General features: G+C 58.4%; 19 protein-coding genes, 1 pseudogene and 1 other annotated feature. Of the genes and pseudogenes, 17 read left to right on the top strand and 3 right to left on the bottom strand.

Annotated features, from left to right (window positions below):
- Positions 1 to 376 (top strand): annotated as a pseudogene (locus B2X55_RS03805) (polysaccharide deacetylase family protein); the annotation flags it as partial.
- Positions 377 to 422: 46 nt separating this feature from the next.
- Here B2X55_RS03805 and B2X55_RS03800 read toward each other — a convergent pair.
- Together B2X55_RS03800 and B2X55_RS03795 are read right to left on the bottom strand one after the other, a co-directional pair.
- A complete protein-coding gene (locus B2X55_RS03800) occupies positions 423 to 1676 on the bottom strand; it encodes an RNA-guided endonuclease InsQ/TnpB family protein (RefSeq protein WP_286820951.1) in 1254 nt (417 codons plus the stop codon).
- Entirely contained in the window at positions 1648 to 2265 is a 618-nt protein-coding gene (locus B2X55_RS03795) for an IS607 family transposase (RefSeq protein ID WP_055161782.1), read from the bottom strand. Before B2X55_RS03795 ends, B2X55_RS03800 begins: the two co-directional genes overlap by 29 nt.
- Positions 2266 to 2404: 139 nt before the next feature.
- On the opposite strand from B2X55_RS03795, the gene B2X55_RS03790 reads away from it, so the two are divergent.
- Positions 2405 to 3475, top strand: a complete 1071-nt coding sequence (locus tag B2X55_RS03790) for a polysaccharide deacetylase family protein (RefSeq protein WP_286820950.1) — start codon at positions 2405 to 2407, stop codon at positions 3473 to 3475.
- Positions 3476 to 3676: 201 nt separating this feature from the next.
- The gene (locus B2X55_RS03785; protein ID WP_286820948.1) at positions 3677 to 5728 is read left to right on the top strand and encodes a putative bifunctional diguanylate cyclase/phosphodiesterase; all 2052 of its coding nucleotides are present in this window, start codon (positions 3677 to 3679) and stop codon (positions 5726 to 5728) included.
- A gap of 59 nt (positions 5729 to 5787) precedes the next feature.
- Here the strand turns inward: B2X55_RS03785 and B2X55_RS03780 are convergent, their stop codons facing one another.
- The gene (locus B2X55_RS03780; RefSeq protein ID WP_286820947.1) at positions 5788 to 7047 is read right to left on the bottom strand and encodes an NAD(P)-dependent oxidoreductase; all 1260 of its coding nucleotides are present in this window, start codon (positions 7045 to 7047) and stop codon (positions 5788 to 5790) included.
- Between the two features lie 375 nt (positions 7048 to 7422).
- Here B2X55_RS03780 and B2X55_RS03775 point away from each other — a divergent pair, with 375 nt between their 5' ends.
- The 14 genes from B2X55_RS03775 to thyX all read left to right on the top strand — a co-directional run bounded on the left by B2X55_RS03775 (position 7423) and on the right by thyX (position 21019).
- Positions 7423 to 8805 (top strand): GntP family permease, encoded by a 1383-nt coding sequence (locus B2X55_RS03775; RefSeq protein WP_226868614.1) that lies wholly within the window; start codon positions 7423 to 7425, stop codon positions 8803 to 8805.
- A gap of 105 nt (positions 8806 to 8910) precedes the next feature.
- Complete coding sequence (locus B2X55_RS03770) at positions 8911 to 9801, top strand: DMT family transporter (protein ID WP_279181872.1); 891 nt, start codon at positions 8911 to 8913, stop codon at positions 9799 to 9801.
- Positions 9802 to 10123: 322 nt separating this feature from the next.
- Complete coding sequence (ftsZ, locus tag B2X55_RS03765; RefSeq protein WP_286820946.1) at positions 10124 to 11302, top strand: cell division protein FtsZ; 1179 nt, start codon at positions 10124 to 10126, stop codon at positions 11300 to 11302.
- A 96-nt stretch (positions 11303 to 11398) separates the two neighbouring features.
- Positions 11399 to 12115: a tRNA threonylcarbamoyladenosine dehydratase gene (locus B2X55_RS03760; protein ID WP_055160302.1), complete on the top strand. Its 717-nt coding sequence runs from the start codon at positions 11399 to 11401 to the stop codon at positions 12113 to 12115.
- Entirely contained in the window at positions 12112 to 13074 is a 963-nt protein-coding gene (locus B2X55_RS03755) for an NAD(P)H-dependent glycerol-3-phosphate dehydrogenase (RefSeq protein WP_286820944.1), read from the top strand. Before B2X55_RS03760 ends, B2X55_RS03755 begins: the two co-directional genes overlap by 4 nt.
- A gap of 138 nt (positions 13075 to 13212) precedes the next feature.
- Positions 13213 to 14163 (top strand): LPP20 family lipoprotein, encoded by a 951-nt coding sequence (locus tag B2X55_RS03750; protein WP_081828372.1) that lies wholly within the window; start codon positions 13213 to 13215, stop codon positions 14161 to 14163.
- Between the two features lie 179 nt (positions 14164 to 14342).
- On the top strand, positions 14343 to 14837 hold the full coding sequence (locus B2X55_RS03745) for a CarD family transcriptional regulator (RefSeq protein WP_055160004.1): 495 nt from the start codon (positions 14343 to 14345) through the stop codon (positions 14835 to 14837).
- Positions 14838 to 14934: 97 nt separating this feature from the next.
- Positions 14935 to 16098: a PIN/TRAM domain-containing protein gene (locus tag B2X55_RS03740; protein ID WP_226868248.1), complete on the top strand. Its 1164-nt coding sequence runs from the start codon at positions 14935 to 14937 to the stop codon at positions 16096 to 16098.
- 30 nt (positions 16099 to 16128) lie between these two features.
- Positions 16129 to 16902: a 2-C-methyl-D-erythritol 4-phosphate cytidylyltransferase gene (ispD, locus tag B2X55_RS03735; RefSeq protein ID WP_286820942.1), complete on the top strand. Its 774-nt coding sequence runs from the start codon at positions 16129 to 16131 to the stop codon at positions 16900 to 16902.
- Positions 16903 to 16906: 4 nt separating this feature from the next.
- Positions 16907 to 17383 (top strand): 2-C-methyl-D-erythritol 2,4-cyclodiphosphate synthase, encoded by a 477-nt coding sequence (gene ispF, locus B2X55_RS03730; protein ID WP_278519775.1) that lies wholly within the window; start codon positions 16907 to 16909, stop codon positions 17381 to 17383.
- Positions 17384 to 17402: 19 nt separating this feature from the next.
- Positions 17403 to 17608, top strand: a binding site (T-box leader).
- Between the two features lie 40 nt (positions 17609 to 17648).
- Complete coding sequence (cysE, locus tag B2X55_RS03725; RefSeq protein WP_036373654.1) at positions 17649 to 18401, top strand: serine O-acetyltransferase; 753 nt, start codon at positions 17649 to 17651, stop codon at positions 18399 to 18401.
- Positions 18394 to 19824 carry a cysteine--tRNA ligase gene (cysS, locus tag B2X55_RS03720; protein ID WP_286820940.1) on the top strand — a complete coding sequence of 477 codons (1431 nt, stop codon included), beginning with the start codon at positions 18394 to 18396 and terminating at the stop codon, positions 19822 to 19824. The genes cysE and cysS overlap by 8 nt, the downstream gene beginning before the upstream one ends.
- Positions 19821 to 20330: a Mini-ribonuclease 3 gene (locus tag B2X55_RS03715; protein ID WP_036373649.1), complete on the top strand. Its 510-nt coding sequence runs from the start codon at positions 19821 to 19823 to the stop codon at positions 20328 to 20330. Before cysS ends, B2X55_RS03715 begins: the two co-directional genes overlap by 4 nt.
- On the top strand, positions 20327 to 21019 hold the full coding sequence (thyX, locus tag B2X55_RS03710; protein ID WP_055160012.1) for an FAD-dependent thymidylate synthase: 693 nt from the start codon (positions 20327 to 20329) through the stop codon (positions 21017 to 21019). The genes B2X55_RS03715 and thyX overlap by 4 nt, the downstream gene beginning before the upstream one ends.
- Position 21020 lies beyond the last annotated feature (1 nt).

The raw sequence follows: 21020 nt of genomic DNA, 5'->3' as shown, positions 1-21020 counted from the left end.
CGGCTATGCCGGGGGATATTTATTTCGCTCGTATGGTCAGGATCTTGGCATCGGTCTGACTTCCATCAAGGGTGGTGGCACGGCAGAGGAATACGCAGCGCAGATCCAGCGTGTCCGGAACGGATTGCAACAGCAGTACGGCGTGACGACGGATATCGTGCGGCAGATGGCCTCCTCTGATAATGAAGCCGACATGAAGGAAGCGGCTTCTGCCATGAAGTGCTGGTTCGTCGGCCAGGGACTCAATGTCGTGCAGTCCAAGGACAAGCAGGCAAAGTCAGCCGATGAAGTCATGCCACATATCTTCGGCAAATGGACAACGTCGCTGAACCGCAATGAGATTGTCTACGTTATATTTATTATAAATACCAAATAATGATATTCGTATTTTTAATAAATTTCGCTGTTCACTCTTTCTCGCATCAGGCACAGCCTGAGCTGCGACGAGCGCTCATCGAAAGAGTTACTACAGCTGGGCGTAACGCTACGTCCTCTATCCCGTCTGCGTTCACATTCGGGAATACTTTTCGCATGATCTGGTAGGCACCATTGACATCGGCATTGATGCGTTGGCCATCGTTTGCCAAGAACAGGCCTCGATGAACCCGGCGTGATTTGTCATAGCAGGCTTTGACCGGTGCCTCGTCATCCAAGAAGGAGGTGCCACTCGTATAGCTCTCCTCCGTCAGCACAACCTTCATGCCGATTGACTCGGCCTTGTACTGGAGCATCTGGATGAAGCGGGCGAAAGGTAGCTGCACAAAGCTCTGGTTGAGCTTGCGGCCGAGATTCGCTTCCTGTTTCCAGCCCTTGTTCTTGCCGATGACCAGTACCGACACGTCCTGCCCCGCGCACAAGTCGATGACCTTGCGACTCGCTTTGTGCAGGTAATCCTCGACCTTGCGGTTCCGCTTCACTGTGAGCCGCGCGATTCGCTTCGATGAATGGCGTCCATTCATCCGCTCACAGATGCTCCTGCGCTTGGCCATCTGCTTGTTGTAGTACTGGTTGACCGACTTGAGCGGCGTCCCCTTGAGCAGGACAGGTCGCTCGCCTGTGTTCCAGGCCAGTGCCGCGAGATTGTCGACGCCGATGTCGATGGCGGCGTATCTTCCATTGTTCTCTTTCTCCTCGACCTCTGGAATCTCATAGACGAGTTCCAGATCGATTTCCCCGCCATGCGGGATGATGCGTGCCTGCTTGAACACAGCATCTGGCTGACTAGAGAAGATGGCCTTTACCGTGAATCCTTGAAAGACTCTTGGAAAGCGAATGACTCCGTCCTTGAGCTTGCAGTTCTGGTTCGTCAGGACCAGCGGGAAATAGCCGTCCTTCGGCTTGTACTTCGGCAGTTTTGGCCGTCCTTTGTACTTCTCGGGATGGGCCTTCCAGTCCTTGATGGCCGCGAAGAACGATGTCCAGTTCTTATCTAAAATGCGGAGTGTCTGTTGCGCCGTCTGCGCAGTCGGCATCTCCCGATAGTCGGGGTACTCTGTGTCAGCCTTCAACAAGCGGTCAACTTCGCCATAGCGCAGCCATTTGCTATCCTTGAGGAACGCCTGACGGATCAGGAAGTTTCCATGATTGTAGAGGTTCTTGGAACGATGGCAGAATTCGCGCAGCATGGCATAGATCGGCGACGATGGTTTAAGCCGGTGGTGTTCCACTCGTTTCATCATCCTCTATCGCCTCCTTGATCTTCCGCAGTCTCCTGCGACTGGAATACAGCTTCATAGAGTAGCAATGCAGCAGATTCACGATTTCTTCAAAGATTTCCTGCGAGTCAAGCTTTTCGGACCCGACTTCGCTCATGACGACAATCTCACAGTTGTACTTCTGGAACAGATAGTAGAATAAGTCGTAGCCGACGCGCGACAATCTGTCCTTATACGTCACGACCACACGCTCAACACGACCGGCAAGGACATCGTCCAGCAGGTCGAACAAGCCCTTCCGCTTCTCGAAGCTGATGCCGCTAGCGATATCTGAGAACACGCCGTTGATGGTGTAGCCGTTGGCGAAGCAGAACTGCTTGAGCAGCTGAATCTGGTTCTTGAGATCAGGCTTCTGTTTTGGCGTAGAGACACGAGCATAGATGTAAGTCTTGCGCTTCACGTCCTTGTTGAGGAACTTGTAGACATCTTCCTCGTTGTAGTCATAGTGGCCGTTCGGCATGACATGGACACGGATAATCCCTGTCTTGACGTACTTCGTGAGTGTCGGCCTAGAAACCTGCAAGATGCGAAGAACATCTTTTGCAAACATGTGGACTCCCCCCCCCTCTCTCTACAGATAATTATAACATATTTTAATATAATCATCTATAGATTTGGTGTGGTTAATTTTATATCTTTACTATATCCGTACCGACTACTATGAAAAGCCAGATTTGGCGGCAGAGGTCATGATGGCCATCAAGCATCAGAAAGTCGACAACATTGCTTATGCGGCCTATGGCGATAATCCAGAGGATAATGAGCAGAATGACTCTGCCTATCAGATTGTCTCGGTTCAGGATGTCCTGGCTCATCCTGCAGAGCTCTACCAGTATCCTGTCGAGAGCATGGACCTTCCCATTGAGATGCAGCTTGGCTATGGTGCAAAGAGCATCACGAGGGCAAATTTCCGGCAGGAGTTCCTCAAGCGTTACATTGGTGCACCGGAGGTCGGGTCGACCGACCGCATGCTGGGATTCTCACAGAAAGAGCTGGCACTGGCCGATAAGACAGGCCTTGTCAAGACGGCAGCACCTCAGACGGTATTTTTGACCTTCGATGACTGGGGCAATGATGACTCCATCAATAAGCTGCTCTATGTCCTGCGCAAGCATCGTGTGCATGCGACATTTTTTGTCATCACCAAGAATATGGTGCACAATCCGAATCTCCTGCGCGCCATCGTGGCAGATGGCAATGAAGTGGGCAGCCATACCGACCATCATGTGCCAATGCTGCGCGTGGACGAGAAAGGGCGCAGCCATCCCATTGAAGATGATGAGACGTACCGCCTGAATGTCCGCTCCTCATACGAGAAACTGCTTGAAGCAATCGGCGACATGACGATTGAGGGCGGACGCCCGGGGCTTACGCGGCTGATGCGTCCACCGCAACTGGCCATCAGCCGCAATGGTTGTGCTGTGGCGCTGGATGAGGGCTTCACTTACTTGGTCAGCGGCTCAGGCAGTGCCGAGGACTATGGCGCTGTTTCCATGGAGTCGCTTGAGGGCATCATGGATCACATCGTCCACAAGCGCAATGGCGATGTACGTCGTGGTGCCATCATGATCATGCACATGAGCGGAACTGCTGCGCGCACGCCGTATGCACTCGACCTTCTCTTGACAAAGAACGACCAGCGTCCGGAAGGAGATCCAAAGAAGTTCAAGGTCGGGCTGCTCGGGGATTATCTTATAGATGGCTACGAGCAACGCATGGTGACACCGAAGGATATGCGTGAGAAGCAGATTGATTTTTAATAGTTGATATCTATATCAGGTCTAGGAAATATTATTCTTGTCAATATTTCCTAGACCTTGTTTTTATGAATAAAATCATTTTTAGCACGGTTATTGTCTTCTCTGTGACAATATGGTAGCATATGAGGTAGTTTCTGCGAAAAATGTTACATTTGGATGCCATTTGTATACACTATTTGGAAAAGAGGTGCTCAATAGGGCATGGAATCAACGAATGTATCGGATGAGGTGCTCAATCTCATGCCGGGGGCTGTGGCTCTGTTCCGGGCGGATGAAAGCATTTTTTGTGCCAATGAAGCGATGCAAGATCTGTATGACTGTCAGTCACAGAGGGAGTTCTTTGAGCTGACGGGGGCATCGTTCCGCGGCATGGTCTTGCCAGAGCATTACGAGTCCATTGCCATGATGGTGGAGAAGGCGATGCAACACGGCAGTGCTCTGCAGGGGGGCCTGCCGGTCAGTTACTCGTATCTTTCCTTCTGCATCTGCACGAAGACGGGCCGGTTCCGCTCGGTCGAGGGTTCGATACGCCGTGTCTGCCACCGCGGCGTATGGCTCTGGTCGCTCTTGCTCGTCGATGTCTACGCGCGCTTTCTCGCGGTGGAGCGCGATGCCCTGACGAATCTCATGGGCAGGCACCTCTTTTTTTCCAAGGTGTCGGAGCGCGAGGAAGCTGACCGCGCTGAAGGCGTCTACGGCAGGGACGCGCTGGCGTACTTCAATCTGACGAACTTCAAGCAGTACAATGCGACGTACGGTGCGGAGGGCGGCGATGATTTCCTGCGCAAGATCGCGGCGGTCCTGCGGCACACCTTTCCCGATGCGCCACTGGCCCGCATGTCGTCGGATATCTTCATGGCCTTGGTGCCGGCAGGCGATGCGCAGAGCCGCATTGAGGAGGCCGTGCAGGAAGTCAATGGCCTGCTCGAGGGGGAGAACACGTACCTGCACGCGGGCATACGCTACTTCTCGCCACAGGAGCGCGTGCCGGTCAGCATGGCCTGCGAGCAGGCGAAGGCGGCCTGTGATTCCATCAAGAAGGAGCGTAGCCGCGCCTACTGCATCTTCTCAGAGCATCTCCGGCAGGAATTGGAGATTCGCTCCTATGTCATCTCCCACATCGACGAGGCCGTCGAGAACGGCTACATCGAGATCTACTACCAGCCAGTCGTGCGCACGTTGACGGGGAAACTCGCAGGCATGGAGGCCTTGGCGCGCTGGCGTGACCCGGTTTACGGATTCCTGCGCCCCGATCAGTTCATCCCGGTGCTCGAGGAGGAGCGCCTCATCGACAAGCTCGACCGCTATGTCATACGGGAATGTGGGCGCCAGCTCCGCAGGCAGATCGATGCACATCGGCCCATCGTGCCGATCTCGTTCAATGTGTCGCGCATGGATTTCCAGCTCATGGATGTCCTTTCAGAGATCGAGGCGGTCGTCCGGGAGAATGAGCTGCCGCGCGACTACCTGCGCATCGAGATCACGGAGACGGCCATGGTGCAGGACAGCGACAAGATCTTGAAGATGATCGACCGCTTCCGCGGCAATGGCTATTCGGTCTGGCTCGATGATTTTGGCAGCGGCTACTCTTCCCTGAATGTGCTCAAGGATTACCATTTCGATGAGCTCAAGATCGACATGGAGTTCCTGCGCGCCTTCAATGATACGAGTCGCAAGATTATCACATCGGTCGTCATGATGGCCAAGGCCATCGGCATCCACACATTGGCAGAGGGCGTCGAGACGAAGGAGCAGGTGAGGTTCCTTCGCAGCATCGGCTGCGAGAAGATACAGGGCTATCATTACGGGCGCCCGATGCCGTATGACGAGCTGCTTGTGCATTGCCAGGAGCGTCATCTGCGTGCAGAGACGCGCGAGGAAGCGCGCATCTATGAGAAGGCAGGCCTCTTCAATGTCATCATGGCTTCGCCGGTGGCCCTGTTCCTCGACGATGGCCGGAATCTGTACATGGCCTACGAGAACGACGCTTATCGGAAGGTCATGAAGGGCGTGGGCATCTCGGGGCGGCGCGCCGTCAACTGGATCATCCATTCGCTCGATGACGCGCAGAAGGAGAGGCTGCGCGCCTATGCCGACCGCGTGACGCGCAACCGTCCCTGCAAGGTGTCGGAGACGTTCCTGCTGGACGGCAGGCGCCTGCGCGTCCGCGCCAAGACCCTGGCCGGCCTGCCGGGCTTCCACATCCACATGGCGGAGATCGTGGATCTCACGCGCGATGCCGACTCCCTTTGAGCAAAGCGAGCGGGCAACAAAAAAAACTTCCCGGGATGGGAAGTTTTTTTGTTGCCCGTTCAGTTGTCCTGGCTGGCGGTGTCCTTTTCTTTGGCTGCTTCGCGCTTGCGCGTGAGGTAGGCGTCCATGGCCTTGGCGACGTGCTTGGCATCCTTGACGACTTCGACGACGTTGGCCGGGCCGAGGACGACGTCGCCGCCGGAGAAGACGCCCTCGCGTGTCGTAGCGCCGTTCTCGTCGACTTCGACGAGGCCGCGGTTGTCGACCTCGAGGCCCGTCGTCGTACGGACGATCTTGTCTTTCGGGGCCTGGCTGACGGCAATGATCGTGCTGTCGGCGGGGTAGAGCTGCGGCTCATCTTCGCTGAGCAGGTTGCCGTCTGCATCGAAGTGGCGCTCGTAGAGCATCGGGCCGTCCTTCGTGATGGCGGCGACGCCCTTGCAGAGATCAAACTCGACGCCGTCTGCCTGTGCGTACTCGTACTCGCGGATGCTCGCGCGGACTTCATTGCGGCGCGCGTAGACGGTGACGAAGCGGCTGCCCTTGCGGATGGCTGTGCGGGCGGCATCCATCGCGGAGTTGCCCGAGCCGATGACGGCGACGCGGTCGCCGAGCTGGTAGACATCCGGGTTCTGCAGGTAGTCGACGGCGTAGTGGCAGTTGCCGAGGCTCTCGCCGCGCACGCCGAGGCCGCGCGGACGCCAGACGCCGGAGCCGATGAAGACAGCATCGTAGCCGTCTTTGAACAGGGTATCGAGCGTCAGGATGCTGCCGATCGTCGTGTTCGGGCGGATGTGGATGCCGAGCTCGACGAGCTTCTTCTGGTAGCGGTTGAGGATGTCGAGCGGCAAGCGGAAGGACGGGATGCCGTAGCGCATCATGCCGCCGAGCTTGCTCTTGCGCTCGAAGATTGTCACATCGTAGCCGAGCTGGGCGAGCTTGACGCTGACCGTGATGCCGGCCGGGCCCGCGCCGATGACGGCGACATTCTGTCCCTTGGGCGGCTCGTGTTCCATGATGACCTTGTCGAGGTAGATGTCGGAGATGTAATGTTCGATGCTCGAGATCTGCACCGGAGCACCCTTGCGCCCCTGGATGCAGTTGCCTTCGCACTGCTTCTCGTGGTCGCAGACGAGGGAGCAGACGATGCTCATCGGGTTGTTGATGAAGAGCATCTCGCCTGCTTCATTGATCTGTCCGTCGAGGAAGAGCCGGATCATCTCGGGGATATTCGTCTGAGCCGGGCAGCCTTTGAGGCGGCAGAGCGGCTTCTTGCACTGGAGGCAGCGGCGTGCCTCATTGATGACATGGATGGCCATGCACTATCACCTATTCCTTTTGTTGTACCGTTCCCATTTTCGGGGAGTGACTTTGTATTTCCTTTATTGTAACCGAAACTTTTCAGAGAGACAAGTTTCGGTTATATTCTCAATATTACGTCATTACTAAATATTAACGGTTAACCAGTTGACAATAAATAAGGATAATGTTATGATAGACGAGGTAATGCGCATCATGCAAGGAATATCTTCCCATCATGCATGGCGCAGGGTAAGACAAATGAAAGGCAGCCGGAATAGCCGACCGGCTGTCTTTCTCCATGTTTTGCACCGGGGGGGTGCAAAACATGAAAGAAAGGGGACGATCCGTCTGTGTTAGAAGGAATCTGTATTGCGGTGGCCCTTATCGGTCTCATGTATTTTGCTTACCGCGGCTGGTCGATCATCCTGATCGCACCAATTTTTGCAGGTGTTGCAGCGCTTGCGAGTATTTTCGGCGTCCTGCCGACGTACAGTGAGCTCTACATGACACGCATGGCTGAGTACACGAAGTCATACTACCCGATCTTCCTGTTCGGTGCAGTCTTTGCGCGCCTGATGGAGAAGGGCGGCCTGGCTTCCTCAGTTGCGGCGAAAATCGTCGATGTGCTCGGCGAGAAGCGCGCTGTTCTCGCAGTCCTCCTGGGCTGCGGCGCACTGACATACGGCGGTCTTTCCGTCTTTGTCGTCGCCTTCGTCATGTATCCATTTGGTGCGGTTGTCTTCCGCAAGGCAGACATCCCAAAGCGCTTGCTGCCAGCAACGCTCTGGGTCGGCATCTTCTCCTTCGCGATGGTTGCCCTGCCAGGCACCCCGCAGATCCAGAACATCATCCCGTCCTCGTACTTCTCGACGAGTACGTGGTCGGCGCCAATCATCGGCCTCTTCGCCTCGTTCCTGTTCCTGCTGATCGGCTGGGGCTGGGTGACGCGCCGTGCGAAAATCCTCAAGGCGCGCGGCGAGGGGTATGGCCGCCACTTCGAAGGCGGCCCGCACCACAAGCCGAGCCCGAAGATCCGCATCCCGTGGTACTGGGCTCTGCTGCCGCTCGTCATGGTCATCGTGATCAATATCATCCTCTCGAACCCGTTCAAGTGGGAATGGGGCTTCCATTGGGATCCTGAGGCGCTCTCGGCCTTCCTGCCGCTCAAGCTCAGCCTGCTGGCGGCGAATGTCGGCAAGGTATCGGCCATCTGGTCCATCACGGTCGCGCTCATCATCAGCAGCATCGCGGCAGCCTTCATTGGCCGCAAGCGCTTCATCGTCATGGACGGCTTCCTGGCACCAATCAACTACGCGGCCATCTCGTCGGCGACAGCTGTCCTCAATGTCGCATCAGGCTACGCCTTCGGCTGCGTCATCACGAGCCTGCCGGGCTTTGTCCCTGTCACGCAGGCGCTCATCGGCATCGCGGACTCGTTCGGCCCGCTGCTCTCGGCCGTCATCACGACGAACATCATGGCTGGCATCACGGGCTCCGCTTCGGGCGGCCTGACGATCGCGCTCTCGATGCTCGGTGACCAGTGGGCAGCCATGGCACAGGCCGCTGGCATCCCGCTCGAGGTCCTGCATCGCATCGTCGCCATCGCCTCGGTCGGCATCGATCCGGTCCCGCACTGCGGCGCGCTCGTCACGCTGCTCGCGATCTGCGGCCTCACGCATCACGATTCGTACTTCGATATCGCGGTCATCATGGGACTCAAGTTCTTCGTCCCATTCCTCTGCATCCTGTTCTACATGGTAACGGGACTTGCCTGAGGCGGGAAAACATCATACAATAGAGACAGGCATGCATACGCGTGCCTGTTTTTTCTCGTCTTTTTGGCGATAGCACGACTGCACGATTGATAGGAGGATTTATTCATGCATTTACGCGGGAATCTCATGCTCCTGCTGGCTGCGTTCATCTGGGGCACGACGTTTGTTGCGCAGATGGTCGGCATGGACGGGCTCGGTCCGTTCACCTATGCCGCAGCACGCTACATCTTAGGTCTATTGTTCCTCGTGGGGCTCTGGTATGCCTGGCGCGGTTCGCGCGAGGGCGCAAAGCGCGCCGGCACGTACCGACCGGGCTGGAAGGCCGGTCTCGGCGCCGGCTGCATCATGATGGTCGCCACCTCGCTGCAGCAGGTGGCCATGCTCTACACGACGGCCGGCAAGACGGCCTTCATCACGGCGCTCTACATCATCTTCGTGCCGCTCGGCGCGGTGCTGCTCGGCAAGCGCATCCATCCGGAGAACTGGGCCGGCGCGGCGATGGCTTTGCTTGGCCTCTACTTTCTCTCGATACACGGAGCCGTCTCGCTGAGCTTCGGCGATGGCCTCGTCTTCATCAGCGCGCTGTTCTGGACGGGCCACATCCTCTTCATCGACCGCTTCGCGAGCCTCGTCGATCCCATCGAGCTCTCGCTCACACAGGTCGGCGTCTGCGCGGCGGGCAGCCTCATCGCGGCACTTGGCTTTGAGACAGTGGCCGTGCAGCCTGTCCTCAACGCCTGGTTTGCCATCTTCTACGGCGGCGTCATGTCGGCGGGCGTGGCCTTTACGCTGCAGATCTTGGGGCAGAAGTACGCGGAGCCGGGGCAGGCGGCCATCATCATGAGCTTCGAGGCTGTCTTCGGCGTGCTCTCGAGCTGGCTGCTGCTCGGGGAGCGCATGACGGCCGTCCAGATTCTCGGCTGCGCCCTGATGCTCGCGGGAATGATCGTGACGCAGGTGCGTCCGTTGCTGGAAGATCGTCACCGTGCATCTTGAAAAACAAGGTGCTTCATTGTATAATCGTATTCATCAGCAGAAGGTGCATATCTGCTCGGAATCATTATTGTCATGAAGTGTCACGATTTAAGATAAGGAAGTGTTATATTTGAAACTCGATAGCTTGAAGATCGTCCTGGCCTGCCTGGCCGTACTCCTCTTCCATTGATCCGCTATAGAGAAAAAGCAAGGGAGCAGAGCCGCGTGTGACGGCCCTGCTCTTTTCGGTGAAATGCCCTATATTTTCATCGGGGGCAGGAAATTGTTTTTGAGATGGCGAAATAATTCTCAGAGATTTTTGATGTGAGAGGAGTAGGAGCGCATGGCAGCAGAAGAAACGTTAATCATAAAGCCGAAAGTGAAGATCAAGGTATTCGGTGTTGGCGGTGGCGGCAACAGCGTCCTGATGCGCATGGGCCATCATAAAGAACTCGACATCGATCTGGTCGCCATCAATACCGATGCCAAGCAGCTCGCGCGCGTGGCAGAAGAAGGCGTCGAGACGCTGCAGATTGGCGAGGACCTGACGAAGGGACGCGGCACGGGCGGCAACATCGCGCTCGGCGAGAAGGCGGCCCTCGACGCAAAGGATAAGATCCGCGAAGCGATGAACGGCGCAGATCTCGTCTTTGTCACGGCCGGCCTCGGCGGTGGTACTGGCACAGGGGCGGCGCCTGTCGTCGCCAAGATCGCGCACGACCTCGGGACGCTCTCGGTCGGCGTCGTCACGCTGCCGTTCAGCTTCGAGGGCAGCCGCAAGAAGCGCCTGGTCAATGAGGGCCTCGCGAAGATGCAGGCCCAGATGGACGCGCTGATCCTCGTGGCCAATGACAACCTCATGAAACTGCCGGAGAACCGCCACATGACGCTCGTCAAGGCGTTCTCCTGCGCCGATGGCATCCTGCAGCAGGCCATCAACTGCGTGGCAGAGCTGATCCTGACGACGGGCGTCATCAACGTCGACTTCGCGGATGTCACGACGATCTTCCGCCAGAGTGCGTCGAGCGATGCCCTGCTCGGCATTGGGCGCAGTTCGCGCAGCGCGGTAGAGGCCGTCAAGCAGGCCGTTGACAGCCCGCTGATCAGCAAGAGCCTCGACGGCGCGCGCGGCATCATCCTGAACTTGACGGGCGACAAGACGCTGAGCCTCTACGATGTCGATGAGGCGACGCGCTACATCTACGAGCACACGGACCCCGAGGTCAATATCATCCTCGGCACGGTCATCGACAATTCCCTCGGCGGCGATGTGCGCGCCACGATCATCGCGACGGACTTCACGGACGGCGTCATGGTCAAGAACACCGCGCAGGCAGAGGAGAAGCCCGCCAAGGCGAGTGCGCAGCATCCTGTACAGCAGGCCGCGCCGAAGCGCGACTCATTCACGCTGGAGCCGCCGAGTTTCATGCGGCAGCAGTCGGAGCCCGCGAAGCCCGCGTCAAATGGCGCCTTTGCCTTCCCGGCATTCCGCCTGACGCCTGACGACAAAGATCAGAAATGAGAACTACCAGAAATAAGAAATAAATAGAAAGGAACAGATATCTTGAGTAAATTAGGTCGCTTTTCCCGCACGGAGTTACTGCTCGGCGAGGTCGGCATGGAGAAGCTGGCAAACAGCACGGTGGCCATCTTTGGCGTCGGCGGTGTCGGCTCGTTTGTGGCAGAGGGGCTCGCGCGAGCCGGCGTCGGCCATCTCGTGCTCATCGACAATGACCTCATCTGCCTGACGAACATCAACCGCCAGATCCATGCGACGTCGAAGACGGTCGGCAAGAAGAAGACGGAGACGATGAAGGAGCGCATCCTCGACATCAACCCGAAGGCTGTCGTCGATACGATCGAGGACTTCTACCTGCCCGAGCAGGCCGAGCGCTTCTTCACGATGCCCTACGACTACGTTGTCGATGCCATCGACACGGTGACGGGCAAGATCGACCTCGTCCTGCAGTGCCGCGACCGCCACATCCCGATCATCTGCAGCATGGGCGCCGGCAACAAGCTGGACCCGACGAAATTCGAGGTCACGGACATCTACAAGACGAGCGTGGACCCCTTGGCGCGCGTCATGCGCAAGAAGCTCAAGGAGAACCGCGTCAAGAAGCTCAAGGTCGTCTATTCCAAGGAAAAGCCCCTGCGCGTCCGCCAGAGCGGCTGCGGCAAGAACTGCATCTGCCCGCCGGGCAGCGCGCGCAACTGTGATATGCGCCGCGCTGTCCCGGGCAGCATCTCGTTCGTGCCGTCTGTTGTCGGCCTCATCATCGCCGGCGAAGTCGTGCGCGACCTCACGGGGGCGAAAGTGGAGGTTTCGGCATGAATATTTCCGTACTCGGCTGTGGCCGCTGGGGCTCCTTCCATGCCTGGTATGCCGATCACATCGGCCATGCGGTGACGCTCTGGGGGCGCAAGGGCTCCCGTCATCTCGCTGCCCTGGTGGAACATCGCAAGAATGAATACCTGACGCTGCCCGATTCGGTGCAGCTGACAGATGACCTTGCGGGGGCAGTCGCTTCAGCAGACATCCTCGTCATCTCTATAAGCTCCCAGCAGCTGCGCTCCTTTTGCAGGGATCTCGTGGCACTTGGCATCGACCTCTCTGGCAAGCGCTTTGTGCTCTGCATGAAAGGGCTCGAGATCGGCACGGGCAAGCGCTTGACGACGGTCTTCTACGAGGAGCTCGGCTCGTCGATGCGCGTGGCAGTCTGGGTCGGCCCGGGACACGTGCAGGATTTCGTGCGCGGTATCCCGAACTGCATGGTCATCGCGGCGCGCGAGATGAAGCTCACGCGCGAGCTCGTCGATGCGTTCTCGAGCCCTTTGATCCGCTTCTACTATGGAGAGGACCTTCTGGGCACGGAGATCGGCGCGGCCTCGAAGAATGTCATCGGCCTGGCCGCTGGCATGCTCGACGGCTTCGGCTACAGCAGCCTCAAGGGTGCCCTGATGGCACGCGGCACGCACGAGCTTTCGCGCCTCATCGAGGCGATGGGCGGTGACCGCATGACGGTCTACGGCCTTTCGCATCTCGGCGACTACGAGGCGACGCTCTTCTCGCCACACAGCAATAACCGCCGCTTTGGCGAGGACCTCATCACGGGCAAGCCCTTCGCGAAGCTGGCAGAGGGCGTCTACACAGTGGAGGCGCTCATGGACCTCTCGCGTGAGTTCCACGTCGAATTGCCGATCTGCGCGACAGTCTACGCGATCATCCACGATCACAAGGACCCGAAGGAACAGCTCATGCAGCTCTTCATGCGCGCGACGAAGTCGGAGTGACGGCAGAACGGGCTGGCCCCGTGTGAAATTAGTTGATAGAGCATAATATTTTTTACTGTTTTTTGGGAAATCTTAAGATTGCAGGTGTAAGCTCACAGTGTAGATTGCAAAAGAGAGCCCCAAGAGGAGGAAGTAAGGATGAGAAGACAGATTTCCAAGATGCTCATGGCCTGCGTGATGGCCATGACGCTCATGGTCGTCTCGGCTGCCAGCGCCTTTGCGGCGGGCACGGGGATGGACTGGAGCGGTGACAGCAAGATCACGGTACAGGGCATGGGCGTAGCTCCGACGTATGCCGTCAATGCCATCCAGGCGCGCATGCTCGCACGCCGCGCTGCTGTCGTCGATGCCTACCGCCAGCTCGCTGAGATGGTCAAGGGCGTCAACGTTGATTCGGAGACGACGGTCGAGAACATGATGGTGACGAGCGATGTCACGAAGACGAAGGTCACAGCCCTCATCCAGGGTGCGCGCATTGTCTCGGAGCAGGCCGTCGATGGCGGCGGCTACACGGTCACGATGGAGATGTCCGTCTTTGGAGCTTCGAACTCCCTCGCGACGGCCGTCCTGCCGACGAACACGGTGCCGACGAGCTTCCCCGCTCCGGATGCCTCCGTCCCGGCCAGCACGCCTTCTTCTGTGCAGGTCAACGTCCAGGTGACACCGGGTACGACGCAGACGCCTGCAACGACGATCCCGTCCGTCACGACGCCGTCGCATCAGGGCTCTTCCGCTGCAGCGGCTCCGGCTGGCCAGGCCATTGGCGGCTACACAGGCCTGATCGTGGACTGCCGCGGCCTCGGCCTCAAGCCGGTCATGTCCCCGGTCATCAAGAACGCCAACGGTGAGCCGATTTACGGCTACAAGAACCTCGACTCGGCTACGGTCATCGCGAACGGCATGGCCAGCTACACGACGGATCTCAGCAAGGCGTCTCGCGCCGGTTCGAACCCGCTCGTTGTCAAGGCAGTCGGCCTTGACAACCACAACGGCAATCCAATCCTCTCGGTCGCTGATGCCAACCGCGTCCTCATCGAGAACGGCGCTTCGGGCTTCCTCGACCGCACGAATGTCGTCTTTGTCCGCTGAGTCAAGCGTCATCTGTCAGGTCCCATCATGGGGCCTGATTTTTTTGCATATGCTTATTGACGATGCGAAGCTGTTGTGATAAAATAAAAATTTTACTTTTTGGATTATTTGTGGTACAATAAGAACGTAGATGTGTTGACTTAGCTGGTGGTTGGCTCGTGTGTAGAGGAGGGGTGCTCTTGTTACAGATAGGAGATAAGGTCGTCTATCCGATGCATGGTGCTGGTGTGATATCCGGCATCGAGAATTGTGAAGTCCTCGGAGAGGGCAAGTCCTACTATGTCCTCGAGATGCCGTTGGGCAACATGAAGGTCATGATCCCGACGGACAATGCCGACAATGTCGGCTTGCGGGACATCATCCCGCAGCAGAAGGTCGATGAGGTGCGCGAAGTGCTCGAGAAGGAGCCGGAGAAGCCGAAGGGCAGCTGGAATAAGCGCTTCCATGCCAATCTGGAGCGCATGAAGAGCGGCGATATCTGCGATGTGGCCGCTGTGGCGCGCAATCTCATCCTGCAGGACCGCCGCCGCCATATCTCATCGGGAGAGCGCCGCCTGCTCGATCTCGCGAAGCAGATCCTCGTGAGCGAGCTCGTCTACGCCTGCAATAAGACGCCGAAGGAGATCGAGAACTGGCTCACTTCTGTCCTTTCTGAAAATGCGTTTGCGCATTGAACATGCGAACCTGAGTTTTGACAAGTCCAAGCAGAGTAGAGTATACTGATTCTGTTCGGACTTTTCTTTTTGTTTTTCTGTTCAAGGAGGTGAATGTATGCTAGATCGTGTCTTGCGTTTCTTTATCACACTGTTCTTAGCGATTGCCGGAGGCGCACTGCTGGACCTTGCGAGCCCTGTGTTGACGATGTACGTCGGCACGGAAATCCTCAAGATGGAGATGGGCGTTGTGCGCATCACCATGGGAAGTCTGCTCTGCATCCTTTTCGGCGCAATTCTCGGCGGCATCATTGGTTTTCTGGCTTCCCCGTACTTCATCCGCTGCCTCAAGCGGTTTTCTGCATGGGTGGAGCTGCAGCTCGGCAAAATGCCGATCCACGACGTCATCGCAGGCGCCGTCGGCCTTGCTATCGGACTCATACTCGCCAATCTTCTCGGCTATTCATTTGCGAAGATCCCTGTTGTCGGAGATTACATCCCGGTCATCTTCAGCATTGTCTTCGGGTATCTCGGCATCACGATCACGATCAAGAAGCGCCGGGAACTCACGGGGCTCTTTGACTTCGTGCCGCGCTTCATGAAGGACTTCGCGAAGATGAGGGAGATGCGCGCGGCTCCTGACGCAGCGCCAGAGGAGTCGGCAAAGGCCGCCCCCACAGCCGATGCGCACGCCTACAAGCTGCTCGATACGAGTGTCATTATCGATGGCCGCATCGCCGATATCTGCGACACGGGCTTCATCGAGGGCACGCTGCTCATCCCGGTCTTTGTCCTCGAAGAGCTCCAGCACATCGCCGACTCGGCCGATGCGCTCAAGCGCACGCGCGGCCGCCGCGGGCTCGACATTCTGCAGCGCATCCGCCAGAGCACGAAGGTCAAGGTCGAGATCACGAATGTCGACTTCGATGATATCTCAGAGGTCGACTCGAAGCTCGTGCGCCTCGGCCAGCAGGTCGGCGGCAAGATCATCACGAACGACTACAACCTCAACAAGGTCGCGCAGCTGCGCGGTGTGGAGGTGCTCAACATCAATGAGCTCTCGAATGCCGTCAAGCCCGTCGTCATTCCTGGTGAGACGATGCGCGTGACGATTGTCAAGTCGGGCAAGGAGCCCGGCCAGGGCGTCGCCTATCTCGATGACGGCACGATGATCGTCGTCGAGAACGGCAACCGTCACATGAATGAATCCATCACGGTGGAAGTCACGTCTGCTCTGCAGACGGCGGCTGGCCGCATGATCTTCGCGAAACCAGCGCATTGATGCTGGTCGCTGCGAGAGGAGAGGTAGAGCATGGTCAGTGTCATCCTGCCCGCAGCAGGGCGCGGCAAGCGCATGCAGGCGGGCGTCAACAAGGTATTCCTGCGCCTCATGGGAAAGCCCATCCTGTTCCACACGCTGCGGGCCTTTGCCGCAGTGCCGGAGGTGCAGGAGATCATCGTCGTGACGGGTGCGGAGGAAGTCGAGCCGCTGCGCCGCGCCCTGCAGGGCCTCGGGCTCTTTCGTGAGGCTGCCAAGTCGGTCAAGGTTGTCGCGGGCGGCAGCGAGCGCCAGTATTCTGTCTGGAACGGGCTCAAGGCCTCGTCGGAGGCGAGCGATGTCGTCCTCGTCCACGACGCAGCGCGCCCGCTCGTCTCGCGCGCGACGATCGAGGCTGTCATCGAGGCGGCTCGCGCGCACGGCGCGGCCGTCGCAGCTGTGCCGGAGAAGAACACGGTCAAGGTCGTCAAAGACGGCGTCGTCACGGCGACGCCAGACCGCTCGACGCTCTGGGCCGTGCAGACGCCACAGGGCTTCTCCAGGAGCCTGCTCATGGCCGCCAACGAGAAAGCAGAGTCCGATGGCTTCCTCGGCACGGACGATGCGAGCCTCGTGGAGCGCTATGGCGCCAGGGTCCATGTCGTCATGGATTCCTACCAGAACATCAAGGTCACGACACCTGAAGACCTCGTCGTGGCGGAGGCATTCCTGCGCCAGTCGGGCAGCTTCACGGGGACCGTGCGGCGGGCCGCTTCAGAAGTCTGCGACTTCATCAAGAGTGCGAAGAGCGAGAAGAGAAAGGATTGATTGTATGACGCGTTTTGGCATGGGTTACGATGTGCACCGCCTCGTCGAAGGGCGCAAGCTCATCATCGGCGGGGTGGAAATCCCGCATGCGCTCGGGCTGCTCGGCCATTCGGATGCCGATGTACTGCTGCACGCCATCTCCGACGCCCTGCTCGGCGCCGCGGCGCTCGGTGACATCGGCCGCCATTTCCCGGACAACGACCCGCGCTATGAGGGCGCCGACAGCATGAAGCTCCTCGCGGAAGTCCGCCACCTGCTGGAGGCGAAGGGCTACCGCATCGGCAATGTCGATGCGACGATCGTCGCTCAGAAGCCGAAGATGAAGGACTTCATCCCCAAGATGAACGAGAACATCGCGCAGGTGCTCGGCGTCTCGCTTGACGATGTCAATGTCAAGGCGACGACAGAGGAGAAGCTCGGCTTCACAGGAGCAGAGCAGGGAATCTCCGCCTATGCGGTTGCAGGAATCGAGAAGCTGTGATAGAATGAATCCCGTATATGAAAAGGCGTGGAACGGGAGAAGTACGGTTGGACCAGCCATCAAGAGAGGCTCCGGGTGGTGTGAAGGGGCTATGGATATCCGCCAGAAATGCACCCGGGAGCTGCAGGGCAGAATGGAGTAGGCCCTGACGCAGGAAGGCGTTATCTTCATGAGTGAAGGGCATGGCCCTTAACCAGAGTGGAACCACGGCCCCGCGTCTCTGAGGAGATGCGGGGCCTTTTGTATAGGACAGGGAGGATGGACTATGAGTTTTTTTTCGCGGCTTCGCAAGGATATCCGCGTTGTCTTTGAGCGCGACCCCGCTGCGCGCAGCGTGATTGAAGTGCTCTTCTGTTATTCCGGCCTTCATGCAATCTGGTTCCATCGCATCTCGCATGCGCTCTACAAGCGCGGCTGGGTGCTCATCCCGCGCATGATCTCGAATTTTGCCCGCTTCCTGACGGGCATCGAGATCCATCCGGGCGCGACGATCGGCGAGGGCCTGTTCATCGACCACGGTACAGGCATCGTTATCGGCGAGACGGCGGAAATCGGCAACAACGTTACGCTCTACCAGGGCGTGACGCTCGGCGGCACGGGCAAGGAGAAGGGAAAGCGCCATCCGACCATCGGCAACAACGTCGTCGTGGCGTCGGGCGCGAAGGTGCTCGGTTCCTTCACAGTCGGTGACCACGCGAAGATCGGCGCGGGCTCCGTCGTCTTGAAGCCGGTCCCGCCGTATGCGACGGTCGTCGGCATCCCGGGGCGCATCGTCGTCATGGGCGGCAAGCGCGTCCATACGGCGGAAGAGCTCCGTCAAGCCCTGCGTGCGACGCGGCTCGTCGAGTCGGACGATAGCCTCACGGATATCGAGGACGAGCTCGACGTCGATCTCGACCACGACATGCTGCCGGACCCGGACGAGGAGATGCGCGAGTGCATGATGCGCCAGATCCAGGCATTGGAAAAGAAAGTCAATGAACTCGAGAAGAGATTGGAGGATAAAGAACATGCTTAAAGTCTACAATACGATGACCCGCCGCAAGGAGGAGTTCAAGCCGCTCAAGAAGGGCGAGGTCAGCATCTACTGCTGCGGCGTCACGCCGTACAACCACCCGCACATCGGCAATGCACGCCCCTTTGTGACCTGGGACGTCATCCGCCGCTACTTCGCCAAGAAGGGCTACAAGGTCCACTACATCCAGAACTTCACGGATGTTGACGACAAGATCATCAATGCGGCCAACAAGGAAGGCGTGACGTGGAAGGACATCTCCGACCGCTACATCAAGGCCTATTTCGAGGCGATGGATGCGCTGAACGTCCGCCATGCCGATGTCTACCCGCGCGTCAGTGAGACGATGCCGGAGATCATCGCGATGGTCGAGAAGCTCATCGCGAAGGGCTACGCCTATGTGGTCGACAACGGCGATGTCTACTACAGCGTCGAGAAGTTCTCGCATTACGGTAAGCTCAGCGGTCGCAGTCTCGACGACATGCAGGCCGGCGCGCGCATCGAGGTCAACACGGCCAAGCACCATCCGATGGACTTCGCGCTCTGGAAGGCCGCGAAGCCGGGCGAGCCGTCCTGGGACAGCCCGTGGGGCAAGGGACGCCCGGGCTGGCATATCGAGTGCTCGACGATGTCTTTGAAGTACCTCGGCGAGAAGTTCGATTTCCACGGCGGCGGCAGCGACCTGATCTTCCCGCATCACGAGAATGAGATCGCGCAGTCGCAGGCCTGCATCGGCGATGACCACAGCTTCGCGCAGTACTGGCTGCACAACGGCTTCATCACGATCCACAACGAGAAGATGTCGAAGTCGAAGAACAACTTCTTCACGGTCAAGGACATCCTCAAGGAATACCCGGGTGAAGTCATCCGCTTCTTCATCCTGCAGACGCATTACCGCAGCCCGCTCGATTTCTCGGACGAACGCCTCAAGGAAGCGCAGACGAGCCTTGCACGTCTGCAGAACACGAAGGCATACGTCGACGAGCTCGCAGGGAAAGAGGGCGATGACGACACGGCAGCAGAGCTTGCATCGAAGGCAGAAGCACTGCGCAAGGCATTCTACGAGGCGATGGACGATGACTTCAACACGGCCCTTGCCATCAGCCAGATGTTTGCACTCTCGAAGGAAATCAACATCTACTATCAGGAAGTCATGAACGGCACGAAGGCGTTCGATGCGGCAGACTTCAAGAAGGTTGCAGATATCTACGCCGAGATGGCGGAGATCATCGGCATTTTCGAGCAGCAGGCAAAGGCTGAGGATGACGGCCTGACGGACAAGCTCATGGAGATCATCATCACGCTGCGCCAGGATGCACGCAAGGAGAAGAACTGGGCTGTCGCCGACAAGATCCGCGATGCGCTCAAGGATGCCGGCGTCGTGCTCGAGGACACGCCGAACGGTGTACGGTGGAAGAAAGCATGAAATTCTCGCAGTTCAAGCTGCTCGTCGACATGATGTTCACGCCGGATGAGCAGGGCGGCATCAAGACGCGCTATGACGGTACGGATGTCCGTCAGATGAACCCGCTCGTGCTCGCCTACGTCGGCGATGCCTTTTTCCACCTCTTCGTGCGCACGCGCCTGCTCTCGTACGAGCAGGCCAGGGTGCACGCGCTGCACGCCTTTAGCGCCCAGATCGTCTCGGCGGTCTGGCAGCACAAGGCGTACCTCGGCATCGAGTCCATGCTGACCGACGAGGAGAAGGCCATCTATCGCCGTGGCCGCAACGCCAAGAGCCATGCGCCGCGCAGCTCGAGCGTGGCCGAATACCACTCGAGCACCGGCTTTGAGGCGCTCCTCGGGACGCTCTATCTGTCTGAGAAGTTCGAGCGCCTGCAGGAGCTCTGCGAGGCGGCCTTCGCTGTCATTAGCAAGGCTATGATGGAGGAGATCCACGGGAAAACGACGGAGGGAACGGAGAAACAATGATTAAAGTCAAATTACTCGACTACACGCCGGAGCCGGAGCGCGTCGTGGCCATGGCCGCACGCCTCTGCTACTCGGCATCCGGTGCGGAGGAGCTCGCAGAGCGCCTGAGCGAGGAGAAGGTACGCGAGATGGTCCGCAAGATGGTCAAGATCGGTCATGGCTCGACGCTTGAGCACGCTTCCTTCACCTTCGGCATCGAGGGTGTCTCGCGCGTCCTGACGCATCAGCTCGTGCGCCACCGCATCGCCTCGTATGACCAGCAGTCGCAGCGTTACGTCGCCGCGCACGGCTTCCAGTACATCACGCCGCCGACCATTGCCGAGAAGCCAGAGGCCAAGGCAAAGTACGCGGCACTGATGGAAGAGATCCGCAGCGTCTACGACGAGCTCACAGAGATGGGCGTGCCGAAGGAAGACGCGCGCTACGTCCTCGCCAATGCGACGGAGACGAAGATCCTCGTGACGATGAACGCGCGCTCCCTGATGCATTTTTTCAACCTGCGCTGCTGCAATCGCGCGCAGTGGGAGATCCGCGAGATGGCCTACAAGATGCTCGCCGAAGTCAAGAAGGTCGCTCCGACGCTCTTCTTCAATGCTGGCGCGAGCTGCGTCAACACGGGCCGCTGCCCGGAGGGAGAGATGACCTGCGGCAAGTTTGCTGAGATGATCAAGCTCAGAGAAAAGGATTGAG

Origin of the sequence: Mitsuokella sp. UBA4253 (assembly GCF_002395285.1) — a bacterium.
GTDB classification, from domain to species: Bacteria; Bacillota; Negativicutes; order Selenomonadales; family Selenomonadaceae; genus Mitsuokella; species Mitsuokella jalaludinii.
The sequence above is the reverse complement of the archived record's forward strand: the minus strand, read 5'-3'. Positions and strand labels throughout refer to the sequence as shown.

Coding starts and splice junctions, on each gene's coding strand:
- B2X55_RS03750 (WP_081828372.1), top strand. CDS start 13,213: ATGAGAAGACAGATTTCCAAGATGCTCATGGCCTGCGTGATGGCCATG.
- ispD (WP_286820942.1), top strand. CDS start 16,129: ATGGTCAGTGTCATCCTGCCCGCAGCAGGGCGCGGCAAGCGCATGCAG.
- ispF (WP_278519775.1), top strand. CDS start 16,907: ATGACGCGTTTTGGCATGGGTTACGATGTGCACCGCCTCGTCGAAGGG.
- B2X55_RS03785 (WP_286820948.1), top strand. CDS start 3,677: ATGGAATCAACGAATGTATCGGATGAGGTGCTCAATCTCATGCCGGGG.
- B2X55_RS03780 (WP_286820947.1), bottom strand. CDS start 7,047: ATGGCCATCCATGTCATCAATGAGGCACGCCGCTGCCTCCAGTGCAAG.
- cysE (WP_036373654.1), top strand. CDS start 17,649: ATGAGTTTTTTTTCGCGGCTTCGCAAGGATATCCGCGTTGTCTTTGAG.
- B2X55_RS03715 (WP_036373649.1), top strand. CDS start 19,821: ATGAAATTCTCGCAGTTCAAGCTGCTCGTCGACATGATGTTCACGCCG.
- cysS (WP_286820940.1), top strand. CDS start 18,394: ATGCTTAAAGTCTACAATACGATGACCCGCCGCAAGGAGGAGTTCAAG.
- B2X55_RS03800 (WP_286820951.1), bottom strand. CDS start 1,676: ATGAAACGAGTGGAACACCACCGGCTTAAACCATCGTCGCCGATCTAT.
- B2X55_RS03755 (WP_286820944.1), top strand. CDS start 12,112: ATGAATATTTCCGTACTCGGCTGTGGCCGCTGGGGCTCCTTCCATGCC.
- thyX (WP_055160012.1), top strand. CDS start 20,327: ATGATTAAAGTCAAATTACTCGACTACACGCCGGAGCCGGAGCGCGTC.
- B2X55_RS03795 (WP_055161782.1), bottom strand. CDS start 2,265: ATGTTTGCAAAAGATGTTCTTCGCATCTTGCAGGTTTCTAGGCCGACA.
- B2X55_RS03790 (WP_286820950.1), top strand. CDS start 2,405: ATGATGGCCATCAAGCATCAGAAAGTCGACAACATTGCTTATGCGGCC.
- ftsZ (WP_286820946.1), top strand. CDS start 10,124: ATGGCAGCAGAAGAAACGTTAATCATAAAGCCGAAAGTGAAGATCAAG.
- B2X55_RS03760 (WP_055160302.1), top strand. CDS start 11,399: ATGGAGAAGCTGGCAAACAGCACGGTGGCCATCTTTGGCGTCGGCGGT.
- B2X55_RS03740 (WP_226868248.1), top strand. CDS start 14,935: ATGCTAGATCGTGTCTTGCGTTTCTTTATCACACTGTTCTTAGCGATT.
- B2X55_RS03775 (WP_226868614.1), top strand. CDS start 7,423: ATGTATTTTGCTTACCGCGGCTGGTCGATCATCCTGATCGCACCAATT.
- B2X55_RS03770 (WP_279181872.1), top strand. CDS start 8,911: ATGCATTTACGCGGGAATCTCATGCTCCTGCTGGCTGCGTTCATCTGG.